This window comes from Noviherbaspirillum sedimenti (assembly GCF_003590835.1).
Taxonomy (GTDB): Bacteria; Pseudomonadota; Gammaproteobacteria; order Burkholderiales; family Burkholderiaceae_D; genus Paucimonas; species Paucimonas sedimenti.
Genome location: NZ_QYUQ01000002.1, coordinates 2,796,245 through 2,812,930 on the forward strand (window position 1 = coordinate 2,796,245; position 16,686 = coordinate 2,812,930).

The 16,686-nt window shown below is 60.2% G+C and carries 16 protein-coding genes and 4 tRNA genes; 5 read left to right on the forward strand and 15 right to left on the reverse strand.

The window, feature by feature from the left end; translation table 11 throughout:
* Positions 1–336: 336 nt before the first annotated feature.
* The 10 genes from rplA to D3878_RS13135 form a co-directional block, all read right to left on the reverse strand.
* Complete coding sequence (gene rplA, locus D3878_RS13090; protein ID WP_119785900.1) at positions 337–1,029, reverse strand: 50S ribosomal protein L1; 693 nt, start codon at positions 1,027–1,029, stop codon at positions 337–339.
* Complete coding sequence (gene rplK, locus D3878_RS13095) at positions 1,029–1,460, reverse strand: 50S ribosomal protein L11 (protein ID WP_119785901.1); 432 nt, start codon at positions 1,458–1,460, stop codon at positions 1,029–1,031. The genes rplA and rplK overlap by 1 nt, the downstream gene beginning before the upstream one ends.
* A 206-nt stretch (positions 1,461–1,666) precedes the next feature.
* The gene (gene nusG / locus D3878_RS13100; RefSeq protein ID WP_119785902.1) at positions 1,667–2,263 is read right to left on the reverse strand and encodes a transcription termination/antitermination protein NusG; all 597 of its coding nucleotides are present in this window, start codon (positions 2,261–2,263) and stop codon (positions 1,667–1,669) included.
* Positions 2,264–2,265: 2 nt separating this feature from the next.
* Positions 2,266–2,646, reverse strand: coding sequence for a preprotein translocase subunit SecE (secE, locus tag D3878_RS13105; RefSeq protein ID WP_119785903.1), 381 nt, complete (start codon positions 2,644–2,646; stop codon positions 2,266–2,268).
* 37 nt (positions 2,647–2,683) lie between these two features.
* Positions 2,684–2,759: transfer RNA gene (locus D3878_RS13110), tRNA-Trp, on the reverse strand.
* 143 nt (positions 2,760–2,902) lie between these two features.
* Positions 2,903–4,093: an elongation factor Tu gene (tuf, locus tag D3878_RS13115; RefSeq protein ID WP_119785904.1), complete on the reverse strand. Its 1,191-nt coding sequence runs from the start codon at positions 4,091–4,093 to the stop codon at positions 2,903–2,905.
* 128 nt (positions 4,094–4,221) lie between these two features.
* Positions 4,222–4,296, reverse strand: a tRNA-Thr gene (locus D3878_RS13120).
* Positions 4,297–4,340: 44 nt separating this feature from the next.
* A tRNA-Gly gene (locus D3878_RS13125) sits at positions 4,341–4,414 on the reverse strand.
* A gap of 64 nt (positions 4,415–4,478) precedes the next feature.
* Positions 4,479–4,564 (reverse strand) — tRNA-Tyr (locus tag D3878_RS13130).
* Positions 4,565–4,760: 196 nt separating this feature from the next.
* Entirely contained in the window at positions 4,761–5,744 is a 984-nt protein-coding gene (locus D3878_RS13135) for a gamma-glutamyl-gamma-aminobutyrate hydrolase family protein (RefSeq protein ID WP_119785905.1), read from the reverse strand.
* A 107-nt stretch (positions 5,745–5,851) separates the two neighbouring features.
* Between D3878_RS13135 and D3878_RS13140 the strand changes: the two genes are divergently transcribed.
* A complete protein-coding gene (locus D3878_RS13140; protein ID WP_119785906.1) occupies positions 5,852–6,214 on the forward strand; it encodes an ArsC/Spx/MgsR family protein in 363 nt (120 codons plus the stop codon).
* Positions 6,215–6,283: 69 nt separating this feature from the next.
* Here the strand turns inward: D3878_RS13140 and D3878_RS13145 are convergent, their stop codons facing one another.
* The 4 genes from D3878_RS13145 to D3878_RS13155 all read right to left on the reverse strand — a co-directional run bounded on the left by D3878_RS13145 (position 6,284) and on the right by D3878_RS13155 (position 9,526).
* Complete coding sequence (locus D3878_RS13145; RefSeq protein ID WP_119785907.1) at positions 6,284–7,897, reverse strand: tetratricopeptide repeat-containing response regulator; 1,614 nt, start codon at positions 7,895–7,897, stop codon at positions 6,284–6,286.
* A gap of 110 nt (positions 7,898–8,007) precedes the next feature.
* Positions 8,008–8,145 carry a hypothetical protein gene (locus D3878_RS23795; RefSeq protein ID WP_158592254.1) on the reverse strand — a complete coding sequence of 46 codons (138 nt, stop codon included), beginning with the start codon at positions 8,143–8,145 and terminating at the stop codon, positions 8,008–8,010.
* Positions 8,146–8,149: 4 nt separating this feature from the next.
* Positions 8,150–8,344 (reverse strand): DUF2905 family protein, encoded by a 195-nt coding sequence (locus D3878_RS13150; RefSeq protein WP_119785908.1) that lies wholly within the window; start codon positions 8,342–8,344, stop codon positions 8,150–8,152.
* Positions 8,345–8,365: 21 nt separating this feature from the next.
* On the reverse strand, positions 8,366–9,526 hold the full coding sequence (locus tag D3878_RS13155) for a class I SAM-dependent methyltransferase (protein ID WP_199688274.1): 1,161 nt from the start codon (positions 9,524–9,526) through the stop codon (positions 8,366–8,368).
* 113 nt (positions 9,527–9,639) lie between these two features.
* Between D3878_RS13155 and D3878_RS13160 the strand changes: the two genes are divergently transcribed.
* The 4 genes from D3878_RS13160 to glmU all read left to right on the forward strand — a co-directional run bounded on the left by D3878_RS13160 (position 9,640) and on the right by glmU (position 13,246).
* Positions 9,640–10,407 (forward strand): SDR family oxidoreductase, encoded by a 768-nt coding sequence (locus tag D3878_RS13160; protein WP_119785909.1) that lies wholly within the window; start codon positions 9,640–9,642, stop codon positions 10,405–10,407.
* Positions 10,408–10,420: 13 nt separating this feature from the next.
* On the forward strand, positions 10,421–10,816 hold the full coding sequence (locus D3878_RS13165; RefSeq protein WP_119785910.1) for a dihydroneopterin aldolase: 396 nt from the start codon (positions 10,421–10,423) through the stop codon (positions 10,814–10,816).
* Between the two features lie 3 nt (positions 10,817–10,819).
* Positions 10,820–11,764: a tRNA 2-thiocytidine(32) synthetase TtcA gene (gene ttcA, locus D3878_RS13170; RefSeq protein WP_119785911.1), complete on the forward strand. Its 945-nt coding sequence runs from the start codon at positions 10,820–10,822 to the stop codon at positions 11,762–11,764.
* Between the two features lie 123 nt (positions 11,765–11,887).
* Positions 11,888–13,246 carry a bifunctional UDP-N-acetylglucosamine diphosphorylase/glucosamine-1-phosphate N-acetyltransferase GlmU gene (glmU, locus tag D3878_RS13175; RefSeq protein WP_119785912.1) on the forward strand — a complete coding sequence of 453 codons (1,359 nt, stop codon included), beginning with the start codon at positions 11,888–11,890 and terminating at the stop codon, positions 13,244–13,246.
* 8 nt (positions 13,247–13,254) lie between these two features.
* Here glmU and D3878_RS13180 read toward each other — a convergent pair whose 3' ends face one another.
* Positions 13,255–16,638, reverse strand: coding sequence for a DUF748 domain-containing protein (locus D3878_RS13180; RefSeq protein WP_119785913.1), 3,384 nt, complete (start codon positions 16,636–16,638; stop codon positions 13,255–13,257).
* Positions 16,639–16,686: the final 48 nt, after the last annotated feature.

Below are 16,686 nucleotides of genomic sequence, written 5' to 3' on the forward strand. Positions count from 1 at the left end.
TTGGGCTACTTACCTTGCATCGGTTCGAACACGGCGTCCGAAGTTAGGAGTTCCATACTGGCAGACCAGCTTAGAGACTACAAAACTTGTTCGGGTTCACCATCTGCGTTGGGTAAGGAATAATTATTTTCATTCCCTGTTTATCTTTGTGCCCGACTGCTGCACGCCGCCCAACGGTCTTTGATTGCCTGTCGCCCCTGCGCTCCTGCTGCAGGGACGGCAGCCCAAAGATGCGCCCCTCGTCAAATCCAGCCACAAGGGGACTTAATTCTTCTTAATCAGTTGAGGACAGAGTAATTCGGCGCACGGCGGCGCCTCATAAACTCTGTCCCGCAATTACGACAAACTTGCCTGATCCACGCGCACACCAGCGCCCATGGTCGACGAAATCGCGACCTTGCGCAGGTACACGCCTTTGCTGGAAGCCGGCTTGGCTTTGTTCAGCGCTTCGATCAAGGCCAACAGGTTGGACTTGAGGTCGGCGTCGGCGAACGACTTGCGGCCGATGGTGGCGTGAATGATGCCCGACTTGTCGGTACGGTACTGCACCTGGCCTGCCTTGGCGTTCTTGACAGCCGTGGCGACGTCAGGGGTAACGGTGCCAACCTTCGGGTTCGGCATCAGGCCACGCGGACCCAGGATCTGACCCAGGGTACCGACGATACGCATGGTATCCGGCGAAGCGATGACGATATCGAAAGGCATGTCGCCAGCCTTGACGCGCTCGGCCAGGTCTTCCATGCCGACGACGTCAGCACCGGCAGCCTTGGCAGCTTCAGCCTTGTCACCGGAGGCGAACACGGCAACGCGCACAGTCTTGCCAGTACCAGCAGGCAACACCACGGAGCCACGGACGACTTGATCCGACTTCTTCGGATCCACACCGAGTTGCACGGCAACATCGATCGATTCGTTGAACTTGGCGGTCGCCAATTCCTTGATCAGTGCGATAGCGTTATCGAACGGATAGGCCTTGATGCGATCGACTTTTGCTTTTTGCGCCTGGGCGCGTTTGGACAACTTAGCCATTACAGACCCTCCACCGTGATACCCATTGAACGAGCAGAGCCGGCGATGGTACGCACAGCTGCTTCCATGTCAGCAGCCGTCAGATCCGGACGCTTGGTCGTTGCGATCTCTTCAGCTTGCTGGCGGGTGATCTTGCCAACCTTGTCAGTATGCGGCTTGGCGGAACCCTTCTGGATGCCAGCGGCTTTCTTGATCAGGATGGTTGCCGGCGGCGTCTTCATCACGAAAGTGAAGGACTTGTCGGCAAAGGCGGTGATCACGACGGGAATCGGCAAGCCCGGTTCGACGCCTTGGGTCTGGGCATTAAATGCCTTGCAGAATTCCATGATGTTCAAACCGCGTTGGCCCAGTGCCGGACCGATCGGAGGGGAAGGATTTGCTTTACCAGCCGGGACTTGCAGCTTGATAAAACCGATGATTTTCTTGGCCATGATGGCTCCTGTATTGATTGAGTAGTAGCGCCCGTTCACTCATGAAGTTACCAGGGCTCCTCTTGAACTGCTGTACTGCCTGATGCTGCAATGCCGTTTCACACAACTACAACTGCGTGCCGCCCGACATGGGGCTTGAAATCTGGGTCTTGCGCCGGCGCCTTTAAGGTCAGACTTTTTGTCCGCACCGAAAAACCGGTGCGTTCTTACACCTTCTCGACCTGGCCGAACTCGAGTTCGACTGGAGTTGCACGACCGAAGATGGTCACCGAAACACGGACGCGCGATTTTTCGTAATTGACTTCTTCGACGTTACCGTTGAAATCGGTAAATGGGCCATCCTTGATGCGCACCATTTCGCCAACTTCGTACAAGACTTTCGGACGCGGCTTTTCGACGCCCTCTTGCATTTGCTGCATGATCTTGTCGACTTCATGCGGTGGAATCGGCGTCGGCTTGTTGGACTTGCCGCCGATGAATCCGGTCACCTTGTTGGTATTTTTTACCAGATGCCAGGTGTCGTCAGTCATGTCCATCTCGACCAGGACATAGCCCGGGAAGAAACGGCGCTCGGTCACCGACTTCTGACCGTTCTTGACTTCAACGACTTCCTCGGTTGGCACCAGGATTTGACCGAACTGGCCTTCCATGCCGGCGCGCGCAATGCGCTCGACCAGAGCACGTTGCACACTTTTTTCCATGCCGGAATAAACATGCACCACATACCAGCGTTTCTTGCTGGCAGCGGCGGGCACGACGTCTTGCGCTACTGCCGGCACGTCGCCTTGAATATTCTCGCTCATTATTATTTCCAGCCCAGAATCAGGTCGTACAAGACGACTTCCAGCAGCTTGTCGGTTCCCCAGAGAAAAATCGCCATGACGACGACAAATCCGAAGACGACCCCGGTGATTTGCATGGCTTCCTTGCGGGTAGGCCAAACCACTTTCTTGGTTTCCCGCACCGCTTCCCTGGCAAAGGCCAGGAAATTACGTCCAGGCTCGGCAGTCCACAGCACCAGCGCTGCCACGACCAAGCCACCAACCAAGGCAGCAGCACGCAGAAGCGTTTGCTGGCCAGCCAACACATAAAAACCAACAACACCTGCAAGCACGGCGCACACGGCCAATGCGACCTTGATTTTGTCGCTGGACGTGCTTACGGTCTGTACGGGATTGTTAGACATACTATTTTTTGCTTTCGGTGCCCTGCACCTGAATCGGTGGCAGGGGCGGAGGGCCTCGAACCCCCAACCTACGGTTTTGGAGACCGTCACTCTGCCAATTGAGCTACGCCCCTACAGCTAACTTTTAATGATGCATGCTGCACATCCAGCTTACTACACACTGCACAGCACCACATCATTCTAATTACTTTTCCAATCAGTTGGGGACAGAGTAATTCGGCGCACGGCGGCGCCTCATAAACTCTTTCCCCAATGATTAATCAATGATTTTTGCAACCACGCCGGCGCCGACGGTACGGCCACCTTCACGGATAGCGAAACGCAGACCTTCTTCCATGGCGATCGGATTGATCAGCATGACAGTGATCGAAACGTTGTCACCAGGCATAACCATCTCTTTATCCTTCGGCAACTCGATCGAACCAGTCACGTCCGTGGTACGGAAGTAGAACTGCGGACGATAGTTGTTGAAGAACGGGGTGTGACGGCCGCCTTCGTCTTTCGACAGAACATAGATCTCGCCGGTGAAATGCTTGTGCGGCTTGATCGAACCCGGCTTGGCCAGCACTTGGCCACGCTCGACGTCTTCACGCTTGGTGCCGCGCAGCAGCACGCCAACGTTGTCGCCAGCCTGACCCTGGTCCAGCAGCTTGCGGAACATTTCCACGCCGGTGCAAGTCGTCGTCTGGGTATCACGGATACCAACGATTTCGATCGATTCGCCCACCTTGACGATACCGCGCTCGACACGACCGGTCACCACGGTGCCGCGACCCGAGATCGAGAACACGTCTTCCACTGGCAGCAGGAACGCACCATCCACAGCACGCTCAGGCGTCGGGATGTAGGTGTCCAGCGCTTCGGCCAGCTTCAGAATGGCTTGCTCGCCCAGCGGACCGGTGTCGCCTTCCAGCGCCAGTTTGGCCGAACCCTGGATGATCGGCAGATCGTCGCCCGGGAATTCGTACTTGGACAACAGCTCGCGCACTTCCATTTCGACCAGTTCCAGCAACTCGGCGTCATCCACCATGTCGCACTTGTTCAGGAACACGATGATGTACGGCACGCCAACCTGGCGCGCCAGCAGGATGTGCTCACGGGTTTGCGGCATTGGGCCGTCGGCAGCCGAGCACACCAGGATCGCACCGTCCATCTGGGCAGCGCCGGTGATCATGTTCTTCACATAGTCGGCGTGGCCTGGGCAGTCAACGTGCGCGTAGTGGCGGTTGGCGGTTTCGTATTCAACGTGGGCGGTATTGATGGTAATGCCGCGCGCTTTTTCTTCCGGCGCTGCATCGATCTGGTCGTAGGCCTTGGCTTCGCCGCCAAACTTCTTCGACAATACCGTCGCAATTGCTGCGGTCAGCGTGGTCTTGCCATGGTCAACGTGACCAATCGTGCCCACATTCACGTGCGGCTTCGTCCGCTCAAACTTGCCTTTTGCCATCTTAGACTCCTAACGATAGTATGAGAATGTTCAGGCACGCGCCCGACCGTCTTGCTGAAACAACTGATTGGCGGACAAGCCATCCAGCGCATTATTGCACCCGATTCCGGCCCACCAACCCTGACATATGGTGCCCTTTACGTGGATTGAACACGTGGCCTCTCCCTTACCAAGGGAGTGCTCTACCACTGAGCTAAAAGGGCTTATTCTTGCCTTCCGACACCTCTCGGCGTGTCCAGCACAACTCTGGAGCGGGTGAAGGGAATCGAACCCTCGTCATAAGCTTGGAAGGCTTCAGCTCTACCATTGAGCTACACCCGCGAGGACTGCAATCTGTTACTTCAAACCGCTCTAGCTTTTCTCTGCATCGGCCATTTGATTGACCTGGTGGAGGGGGCTGGATTCGAACCAGCGTACTCGTAAGAGGGCAGATTTACAGTCTGCTGCCATTAACCACTCGGCCACCCCTCCGCAGGGAACCCCAAACTATAGATATCGCGCGGGGTTTTGTCAACCAGCATTCATAGTTTGCCTGTATTTTTTTGAGAAAATACGCTCTTCAACGGCTTTTGAGCGTCCCTCATATGCCACGATCAGGACAAAATTACATGAATTCACGCCACCTCTCCAAGGCCTGCGGGAACTTGCCGGGGCCGCGAATTCTACTTTAGAAACGGGTTTCGCGTGCTGCTCGCAGGAAATTATCGAGAATCGGCGTGCAGTCGAGCAAGCCCGGCGTGCCGATGCGGTGAAACTCGGGATGCCATTGCAAACCCATGACAAATGGCGCCTTGCGATAGCGGATCGCCTCGACAATATTGTCACTACCCGAAACCGCTTCCACGGCGAGGTCGCGCCCAAGCTCCCTGACAGCCTGATGATGAATGGAATTCACCAGCGGTTCAGCATGCTCCGCAAACAGCGGCGCCAGCGATGACCCCTGCGGGAAGTGGATCGGATGGTAATGACTGTCATAGGCGTCGTCGACATGGGCGATCGCGCTGGGCACATCGGTGGCAATGTCCTGATACAGGGTGCCGCCGAAAGCAACGTTAATCAATTGACATCCGCGACAAATGCCAAGCACAGGCTTGCCGGCTTCAATGAATTCATGCAGCAATTCCAGTTCATACATGTCGCGGGCGCGGTCGCCGCTCCATTCCGGCCTGGTTGCTGCTTGGCTATAAGAATGCGGCGAGACATCCGCCCCGCCTTGCAAAACCAGGCCATCGAGATGCTTGGCATAGTCGCGCAATCTGATATTGCTGGGATGCAATAGCCCGGCATTATTCACCGTCGGGATCATGAAGACCAGGACATCGCGCGACATCACCCATTGCGCGATCGATTCTTCCAGATATTGCAGGGTTTTTCCACGCAAGCCTTTGGCACCGACTTCAGGGTGGAAGATGCGGGCGGAGACGCCAATTCTTAAGGTGCGGCGCATCAAGCGTCGGCCGATCTGGTTGGAGGCGCTGCGCACCTGTCCTGCCACGATCTTCCAAGCCAGCGACCACGGCGCCTCATCCTGCTTCAGGTAAGCGGGAATTGCCAGATCTCTATTTTTAGCGGCAAGCTCCGAAGGTGTGCGCTCACCTTCATTGTTCGGATCTGGCACGGTCGGCGGCAATGATTCTTTCTGATTTGACATCGATTCAAGTATAAAATAAAGAAAGATGTAGACCGTCAACAATACCAAATTATCCGGGCATCATCGGAAATAGCTAGAATTATGGGTCATTTGCTTCATTTTTCGCCATGATCACTCTCTACCATAACCCGCGTTGCTCGAAGTCGCGTGAAGCTTTAGCAATCGTTGAAGAATTTTCCCAGGCCAGGGGATGGCGGCTCGATGTCGTCGATTACCAGAAGATCCCCTTGAACCAGGAACAGCTGACCCAGCTACACAGGCAATTGGGCGGCACGGTTCGCGCGATGGTGCGAACGAATGAAGAAGAATACGCCGCACTCGATCTTGCCCAGGCAGGCGATGCGGAATTGCTGACGGCCTTGGCCAGCACGCCGCGCCTGCTGCAGCGCCCGATCGTCGTCATCGGCGAGCGTGCGCTGATTGCGCGGCCGCCGGAGCAATTGCCCGCCTGGCTGGATGCCGCGTCCTGATTCGGCGTAAACGGCAGCGATTGCAGGGCGGGGCCATTTCGGGCCATTGCTGGTGATTGCAGTCGTGGGTCAGTCCAGGCCGTGCTTGCGCATGATTTGCCGATGCAATTCGGCTAAGGACGCCAGACGTGGATTGGCGGGTTCCAGCTCGCGGGCGCGGTCGATCAAGCGCCGGCAGCGCTCCCCCAACTGACGATCCCATCCCAGGTTTTCCAGGTATTTCAGGATTGCCACGGCAGCATTGAAGATGACTTGCGGATTGTCCGGCAGCTTTTGCACGGCTGCCTGCATCGCCTCCACCGCCCCCTTGTAATCGCCCTGGCGCGCTTTGTCGGCACCGGAGCTCACCAGCTCGACGACCTGGCGGCGGCTTTCCTGGGCGGTTTTTTCGGCCAGATCGGCGCGGCCATGCCGCTCGAATATGCTCATCGCCCTGGCCATCTCGGCGCCATTGGCGGCATTGTTCATCACCTCGAGCATGACTTCGCTGGCGCCTTGATCCAGGTTATTGGCCAGGCAGGTATTGGCCAATACCATCTTCATCTCGGCCGACATGCCGATCGGTTCGCGGCAGGCGGCCACCGCCGCCTCCAGTTCCTGGGCGGCGCGCACCGCATCGCCCAGCGATTCATGCAGCAAGGCCGACGAAAGCGCACGGCAAGCCGGCATCTTGTCGTTGCCATTCAGGGATTTCTGCAAATCCCGGATGACCGTAGCCGCTTGCTGGGTATCGCCCTTGGTCACCAGGGTCTTGACCAGTTTCACGTGATCTTCCGGATCGCGGAATGTGGAGTAGCGCGCCTTGCTGACGACTTGCTGGAAAGAGCGTTCGGCAATGCCAACGTCGCCGGCGGCCAGCGCCACTTCGCCCAGCTTGCGCAGGCGCCGTACGGCATGCGGGGAAATCGCCACGGCGTCCTGCAGCACTTGCTGGGCCTGGGCCAGCTGGCCGATTTTTTCATGGGTCCTGGCCAGCCAGTCGTAGGCATCCATGTACTTGTTGTTTTCTGCCACCAGCTCCCGCAACAGGCTTTCGGCATCGGCGAAGCGTTCCTGATGGTAAACGGCCTTGGCCAGACCGAGGCGAGCCCAGGCGACTGTGCGCATCTCAATCAGCTGGCGGTAAATCGTTTCCGCCTGCTGCGCCTCGCCCAGCGCCATGTGCACCTCCGCCCGCAGCCGCATGAAATCATTGGCATGGCGCGGCTGGCTGGCCGCACCCGTGGCGCAGGCGGTCACCGCCTCATGCAGGCGGCTTTGGGCGATCAACTGGTGCACCGGCTGGAAAATCGCGCGCTTGTCGAGGGCGCGGACGATGCGCTCGAGCAGCATGTCCGCAGTAAACGGCTTGAGAATGTAATCGGTGGGACCCAGCTCCGCGGCGCCTAGTACTTTTTCATACGCGCGCTCGGCAGTGACGATGAAGTAAATGGCCCAGAGACTGATGATCTGGTTGTGGCGCAAGTCTTCCAGCAACTGCTGGCCATCCTGGCCTTCGCCCAGATCATATTCACAAATGATGATGTCGTAGGACTTCCCTTGCAGCTGGCGGATCGCCGCCCCGGCGCTGACCGCATGTTCGACTTTGGTCAGATGGCACAAATTCAGCATGTTGTGCAAATTGGCGCGCATGCCCGGGTTGGGGTCAATGATCAACGCGGTAAGTTGGCTAAAGTCTGTCATCTGTCCTGTCAGGCCTACTTGCTTTATGGGAATGGCTGATCACACCAGTATATTACGTAGAAGCAATAAAACACGCGATAGGCGCCGCTTTTAATTGGGGTCAGAGTTAATTAACAGACATTGACGATGGTGGAAGACGTGATCGATGCGGTCGTGCCGATCAACACCGTGATCAGCACCAGCCATTTGTAGCGGTCGCCGTAGCGGGCGCGTAATTCTTCCAGAGTGGGAGGCAGCTTCGCGGACATGGGTTCAGACCAACTCGGCGACGACCAGTACCAGCAGATACCACAGCAGTGCAGATCCGAAGGGCAGGCAGCCCCCCTGGCCGAACAGGCGGAAGCGCACGTCGCCGGGCACCCGCCCCACCCCGAGCTTTTCCAGCCACGGCAGCAGCGCGGAAAAAATCAGCAGGGCGAGGAAGATGACGAGCAGCCAGCGGATCATCGCGGCACTCCGGCCAGAGGCTTACAGTTTGTAACTGCGGTCATTGCGGGCAAATTTCTCGGGCAAATGCACATGCGTTCCCACCACCAGCACCTTGAACAACTCGCCCATTTCCGCCGGCGAGGTCAGTTTTTGCAAGGCATTGGCTTGCGGGAGATAGCGCAGCTTGTCGGTCGGCGGCGTGCGCAGCAGGATGTCACCGATGCCGGAGTCGAGCAGGAAGGCCGCCTGGCTGGCATAGCCGAGCATATCGAGCCCGCCCTCGATGGCGGCCCGCGCCATCGCGCTGAAATCGACGTGGGCGGTAATGTCTTGCAGGCCGAGGTGAAAGAACGGGTCGTCGTGCGAATGGTGGCGGTAATGGCACATCAGGGTGCCTTGGGCGCGCTGCCCGAGGTAGTATTCCGCTGCCGGGAAGCCGTAATCGACCAGGATCGCGGCGCCGCCGTGGCCGTTCTGGTCATAGCCGGCCACCAGCATGTCGGCCAGCGAACGCATGAAGGCGATCGACACCGGGTGTACTTCAGTGACGTAACCAATGGGCAAGTGCTCGGCATCGGGGATTTGCGCGATCAGCGCCGGCGCGCAGGCGCGGTCGCGGTAGACGAACTTTTTGGTGGCAAGACCGATGCCGCGCTCTTTCCAGCCCTGCTCGGTTTTCACGACCAGGTGCACCGGCATGGCGTCGAGCACTTCATTGCCCAGCACGACGCCGGAAAAAGCGGCCGGAAAGTGGTCGAGCCAGACCACCTGGGGAAAACCGCGCAGGGTTTCCTTTTGCCGCGCGCGCAATTCGCCCGACACTTCGACGATGGCATAACGGTGCACTGCCACGCCCATGGCCGCCAGTTCGGTGAGGACATCGCGCGCGAGCTTGCCGCTGCCGGCGCCGAATTCAATGATTTGCGGCGCACTTTGCGCCATCAGCCCGGCGGCCGCATGGGCCAGGGTTTCGCCAAAAAGCGGCGTGATTTCCGGCGCGGTTGTAAAATCCCCGTCTTTACCGAGTTTTGCCGCACCACCACTGTAGTAGCCCAGCCCCGGCGCATACAGCGCCAGTTCCATGAAGCGGGAAAAGGAAATCCACCCCGAATTGTGACGGATGTCGTTAGCAATCAGGGTTTGCAGGGAGCGCGATGCATACAGGGCATCCGCGGACGGTTCGGGCAAGTTCAATTGCATGGCGTTATTGTAGTGAAAACGGCAAATGCCGAGTGAAAAATTCATCGTCGGTCGCAATTGCTCAAGCTGAGCAGGCTGGCTTTTCCACAAGCTTGACCAAATAAGCACCCAATATGACAGAAAATCGACAAAAAGTTGCACTGGTGACAGGCGGGGCCAAGCGGATCGGTCGCGCCATTGCGCTCGCACTGGCCGGGCAGGGCTGGCATGTGGCAGTCCATTATGGTCAATCCGGCAAGGAGGCCGCCGAAGTGGTGGGCGCGATCGAAGCGACCGGCCAGCGCGCAGCAGCCTTGCAGTGCGACCTGGCCGATGAAGCCGCGGTGCGGGAGTTGCTGCCACGGGCGGCGGCGGCACTCGGCCCGGTGACCTGCGTGGTCAACAATGCTTCGCTGTTCGACTACGATGACGCCGCCAGCTTTGCTTACGCGCGGCTGGACGCGCACATGCATGCCAACCTGGCCGCGCCTATAATGCTGGCACGCGCCCTGCACGATGCCACGCCGGCCGGCGCACAGGCGGTGGTGGTCAACCTGCTCGACCAGAAACTGTATAACCTAAATCCGGATTTTTTGTCGTATACGCTCTCCAAGGCCGGCTTGCACACCGCCACCACGGTGCTGGCGCAAGCGCTGGCACCGAAGGTGCGGGTGGTGGGCGTGGCGCCGGGCATCAGCCTGGTGTCGGGCGAGCAGACCGAGGCCGGTTTCGCCAAGGCGCACCAGGCTACCCCACTGGGCAAGTCCAGCACGCCTGAAGACATCGCCGCGGCGGTGTGCTTCGTCGCCGAAGCCGCGGCGATCACCGGCACCACCCTGCTGGTCGATGGCGGCCAGCACTTGATTCCCCTGCAACGCGATGTGATGTTCATCGCAAAATAATTGATAGAAAATTATGCTTGCCACCCTCTTTCACCCGGAACTCTCCGATTGCCGCCGTCTGTTCCTGCGTAATTACGAAGTGCAGATCAATATCGGCGTGCACGATTTCGAAAAGCGGGGCGAGCAGCGCGTGCTGATCAATGTCGACCTGTTCATCCCGCTGGCGGTATCGACGCCGAAGGCCGACCAGCTCGATGAAGTGGTCGATTACGATTTCATCCGCAGCACCATCGCCCGGCGCATGGCCGAGGGCCACGTGCATTTGCAGGAAACCCTGTGCGACGATGTCGCGCGGACCATGCTGGCGCACCCGAAGGTGCGGGCGGTGCGGGTATCGACCGAAAAACCGGATGTCTATCCGGACTGCGATTCGGTCGGGGTGGAAGTGTTTCACGTCAAGGAGCTGTAAGCAATGGAAGCCACAATCACGCCAACCACGCTGCAGTCCGCCACGACAGCGGCCGACCTGAAAAAGGCGGAAAAGACCGCCTACGAAAACAACAAGCTGCACAAGCGCCTGTGCCGCCAGGTCGGCCAGGCCATCGGCGACTTCAACATGATCGAGGATGGCGACAAGGTCATGGTCTGCCTGTCCGGCGGCAAGGACAGCTACGCCCTGCTGGATATTCTCATGACCTTGCGCGAGCGCGCGCCGATCCATTTCGACATCGTCGCCGTCAATCTCGACCAGAAGCAGCCGAATTTCCCGGCGCACGTCTTGCCCGAGTATCTGGAAAAGCTGGGCGTGCCTTACCATATCGAGAATCAGGATACCTACAGCATCGTCAAACGCGTCATCCCCGAGGGCAAGACCACCTGCTCTCTGTGCTCGCGCCTGCGCCGCGGCATCCTGTACCGGGTCGCCGATGAGCTGGGTGCGACCAAGATCGCGCTGGGCCACCACCGTGACGATATCCTGGAAACCTTTTTCCTGAACATGTTCTTCGGCGCCAAAATCAAGGGCATGCCAGCCAAGCTGCAGTCCGACGACGGCAAGCACATCGTGATCCGCCCACTGGCCTATGTGAAGGAAAGCGACACCGAGCGCTATGCCGAGCTCAAGCAATTCCCGATCATTCCGTGCGATTTGTGCGGCAGCCAGGAAAACCTGCAAAGAAAGCAGATCAAGGGCTTGATGCGCGAATGGGAAAAGAAATTCCCGGGACGCGTGGAGAATATCTTCTCGGCCTTGTCGACTGTGGTGCCATCGCACCTGATGGATCGCACGCGCTTCGATTTCGCTGGATTGGCCGCCACCGGCGTGGCCGATCCGGATGGCGACATTGCCTTCGACGAGGAACCCTGCGCCACGCCTGCGGCGGAATCCACCATCATCCGCCTGCACGCGGACGATTGATTCATCCCCATCCAGCTCCCGTGTCGACGCCAATCAAACAGGCGTCGCACGGGAGCATGCTAGAATTTTGCGAAAATACCAAGCTTTCGGCTCCCCCTTCATTATTTCCTTCATTATTTTCTTATGAACGTCGTCATCCTCGCCGCCGGCATGGGCAAACGCATGCAATCGGCGCTGCCGAAAGTCCTCCACCCGCTGGCAGGCAAACCGCTGCTGGCACATGTAATCGATACCGCACGTACGCTGGCGCCGACCCGCTTGTGCGTCGTTTACGGCCATGGCGGCGACGCCGTGCCGGTCGCGCTCAAGGCCGATGACACTTCGTTCGCCAAGCAGGAGCCGCAACTGGGCACCGGCCATGCAGTGATGCAGGCGATTCCGCAGCTCGATGAAACGGTGCCGACCCTGGTGCTGTACGGCGACGTGCCGCTGACCACTGCAGACACCCTGCGGCGCCTGCTGGAAAGCGCCGGCACCGACAAGCTGGCGATCCTGACGGTGGCACTGGAAGACGCCACCGGCTATGGCCGCATCGTGCGCGAAGGCGGCGAGATCGTGCGCATCGTCGAGCAGAAGGATGCCAGCGAAGCCGAGCGGGCGATCCGCGAAGTCAACAGCGGTATCCTGGTGGCGCCGACCACGGCGCTCAAGCGCTGGCTGGCGACGCTGTCGAATAACAATGCGCAAGGCGAATACTATCTGACCGATATCGTCGCGCGCGCGGTTGCCGAAGGCATGCCGGTGCACTCGGCGCAACCGGCGGCGGCGTGGGAAACCCTGGGCGTCAACAGCAAGGTGCAACTGGCCGAACTGGAACGCATCCACCAGCACAACATCGCCGGCGCCCTGCTGGAACAGGGCGTGACGCTGGCCGATCCGGCGCGCATCGATGTGCGCGGCAGTCTGGCGTGCGGGCGCGACGTGTCGATCGACGTCAATTGCATTTTTGAAGGCAAGGTCACGCTGGAAGAAGGCGTGACGATCGGCGCCCATTGCGTGATTCGCAATGCCACCATCGGCCGCGGCGCGCAGATCAAGCCGTTCTGCCATATCGAGGAAGCCATTGTCGGACCAGCATCGCAGGTCGGCCCGTATGCGCGCCTGCGTCCCGGCACCGAACTGGGCGAAGACGTCCATATCGGCAATTTCGTCGAAGTCAAAAACAGCCAGATCGCCGCGCACAGCAAGGCCAACCACCTCGCCTATGTGGGCGACGCCACGGTCGGCTCGCGCGTCAATATCGGCGCCGGCACCATCACCTGCAATTACGATGGCGCCAACAAGTTCCGCACCGTGATCGAGGACGACGCCTTCATCGGCAGCGACACCCAACTGGTGGCGCCGGTACGGGTCGGCAAAGGGGCGACGCTGGGCGCCGGCACCACGCTGACCAAGGATGCGCCGGATGGCCAGCTGACCGTGTCGCGCGCCAGGCAGGTGTCGATCGCGGGCTGGCAGCGGCCGGTGAAGCTCAAGAAGTAAGCGCTTATTTATTTAAGCGAGAAATCGACCCGGCTCGGACCGGGTCCCTTGCCTTCTTTCGTTTCGCCTTGCGCGTCGGCCTTGCCTTCCGCCGCGCCGGTGCGGGTGGCCAGGATAAAGATGCGCTCGCCGGGGATCTGGCCACTCTTCAGCAGCCATTCCTTGATTGCCTGGGCGCGCCGGTTGCCAAGCGCGGTCAGGTCGTCGGTATCGGTCTGCGTATTGGCGATCATCAGCTTTTCCATTTCCGCCACCGGCAAGTCCTTTTGCAGGCCGACCAGGTTGCGCGGCTTGGGAAATTTCTCCTCCTTGTAGACCCGCTTCAGCAAGGCCGGGTATTCCTCCGGCTTGACCGTAACGCCGCGTTCCGGCGCCGGTTCGCCGCGCGCCACCATGTCCTTTTGCTTGAGCGCGCGTACCTTGCGTTCGATGGCGGCGCGCTTCATGCCTTCGATCTCGGCGTCGCCGCCGGTGCGGGCGGCAATTTCCAGCTTCAATGCCGGCCGCTCGGCGAGCGCCTTGGCGAGCGACTTCAGCTTGTCTTCGCCCGCCCCCGGAATAGCCGCGTGGCCCGGCTCGAATTCCAGGTAAGACAGTTCCTCGCCGCCGCCGAACAGCGAGCCGAGCAGGGCAAATGGCGCGGTAACCGCCTTGCTGATCAGGTTGACGAACACCTTGACGATGACCGCGCCCATCGAGAACTGCGGGTCGTCGAGCGAACCGGCGATCGGCAGGTTCAGGTCGATGATGCCGTTGCGGTCGCGCAGCAGCGCCACGGCCAGCTGCACCGGCAGGTTGAGGGCATTGGGGCTGTCGACCTTGTCGCCGAAGGTGAGCTGGTCGAGGATCAGGCGGTTCTGCGCGCTCAGCTGGCGCTTGTCGACCTTGTAGGCGACTTCGAAGGACAGCTTGCCCTTTTCGATGCCGTAGCCGACATAGCGCCCCGAATACGGCGACAGCGGCGCCAGTTCCATGTCGCGCACGCTGGCCTGCAGATCCATGGCGAGATCGCCCTTCAGGGGATTGATGCGGCCGGCCACCGTCAGTGGCGCGCTGTTGACCTGGCCACGCAAGTCGACCGTGGCGCTGCTGGTCGGATCCGACGACAAGCCCTGCACCACGCCGCCGAGGTCCATCAGGTTGGCGGTGTAATTGGGCTTGATGAAGTTGTCGGTGAAGCGCACCCGGCCGCCCTGGAGCGTCAGCTTGCGTATTGTGATCGGCGGCATTTTGGCTGCCGGTGTCACGTCCGGCGTCGCCTGCGCCACGGTTTTGGCCGGCGCCGGTTTGGCAGTAGCTGTCGCGCCGCCGTGCGCGTCACGCTCGGTCAGGCTTTTCTGATCACCCGGATGGGTACTGGCAATATCCTGCAGGTTGATGCGGCCGCTAGGGTCGATGATGACGCGAGCGAAGAAATCGCTCAGGGCAATCTGGTCGATCGCCAGCGCAAACGGCTCCAGACGGACATCGACGCCGCCGAAGTAGAGCGATTTCCAGCGCAGGAAATCGCTGCCGCTCAGCTTGTCCAGCGTCGCCAGGTTGCCCAGCGTGAGGTCACCCTTGAAGCCGCCCTTGAAGGCGCCGCCGCCGGTCTGGTCGAGTTGCAACGCGCCCTTGCCGGACAGGCTGGCGCGCGTCAGCAACAGGTTGACCTTGTCGGTAATGTAGGGCTGCAGCGGCAGCATGTCGACTTCCTTCAGGTCCAGCTTGAGGTCGGCGTGCAGTGGCAACAGGCCGAGCGTGCCGTCCAGCGCCAGCTGGCCGCCACGATTGACGCCAGCCTTGAGCGCGAGCTTGCTGCGGGCGGACGGCGCGGTGGACAGGTCGGTCAGAATCAGGCCGACCGGCGCCAGTACCGTGACCGCTGGTTTCGGCTGGCTGCGGTCTTCCAGGCGAGCCGACCAATTTTCGATGGCGATGCGGCCGACGCCGACGACATAGCCGGCTTCATCCTTGCCGGCGGCGGACCGGGATGCGCCCTTGGCGGTTTCGCCGGCGGCCGGGGTTGCAGACGAGCTTGCTGCCGGGTTTGCTGACGAGCTTGCGCCAGCTTCCAGCTTGTCGTGCCGCACCTGGAAACCGGCGCTGCCGGAGACGATTTCAGCGATATCGACACGCCTGGTGCCGGTGTCGAGCGCGAGCTTGTGCAGCGTGGCGTCGAACTTTTCCACGCCGGCGGCCAGCGGCGCGGCCGGCTGCTGGTCGGTGTAACGCAAGGCTGCGCCACGGATGGCCAGCTCGCCCAGCATCACCCGCATGGGGGCGGATTTCGCCGCCGGCGACGCCGCAACCGAAGGTTTTACCGGCGCCGGCGCAAGCGCCGACGTAGGCACAGCCAACAGGCGCTGCACGTCGATGCGGCCCTGGCGGTCGCGGTTCACTTCCGCATCCAGCCCATTCAGCTCCAGTCGCGCCACCCCAAAACTGTTTCCCAGGACCGGCGTGTGGTCCAGCGTCACGCGCAGTTCCGGCAGTTTGAAAAAGGCCTTGCCACCCGGCTCGGCCAGCTGCAGCGACTTGAGGCTGGCCGAGCCTGACAGGGTCAGCGCCGGCGCCTGGTCGTGCGGCTGCACGAAACTGGCGGTCAGGCGGGTGTCAAGCCGGGCGCCTGCGAGCTTGAACGCCGGCTTGAACGGCAGGTAATCGACAAAACGGCTGAGGTCCAGGCCATCCAGGTTCAGTTCCAGTAGCGCTTCGCGGGTATCGGCGAAAGGCCGCGCCTTGCCCTTGAATAAAAGCGGCGTGCCATTCACCTTGGCACTCAACAGCGGCTCGACGAAGACATCGACCTGGGAATGCAGCGAAGAGATGAAAGGCAGGCCGATATTCAGCGCCTCGACCGCGTGGCTGGTGCCGGTGGGTTTGTCCTCGAAGGCGATGCGGCCGTCCACCAGCTGGATGTTATAGACGGAAAAGCGCGCCGGTCCGGCATCCGGCTCCGGTTCGGGCGATGGCTGGCTCGCCAGCGCCAGGATGTCGTCGATGTTGTAGTGGTGGGCAGCAGTGCGCGCCAGGTGAACGTAGGGCTTGTCCAGGCGCACCGCCTGCACCACCGGCGCCAGCCGCCACAGCGATTGCGCCGACAGGTTGACCGTCAGCGCCTCGAAAGAAGCAAATACGACATCGCCCTGCGGCTCCATCAGTTTGAAATCGCGCACGGTGAGCGCCATGTCGAAAGGATTGACTTCGACCTTGCCAATGCTGGCGGGACGGTGCAGCTTTTCCGAAATCAGGCGCTGCGCCTGCGACTGCAGTATGCCGGGCAGGATGAAATAACCGAACAAGCCGAACAGCAGCACAAAAGCAACGAGGCCCAGGACGGAGCGCAAGACGACGGGTTTGCGGGCGAAGGCGGCAAGGCGCTTGTCGGGAGAAACAGGGGATTCGGTCATGGCGGGGGCTGCAAAATGTGGGGATGCGACGGCCAGATTCTAGCACCC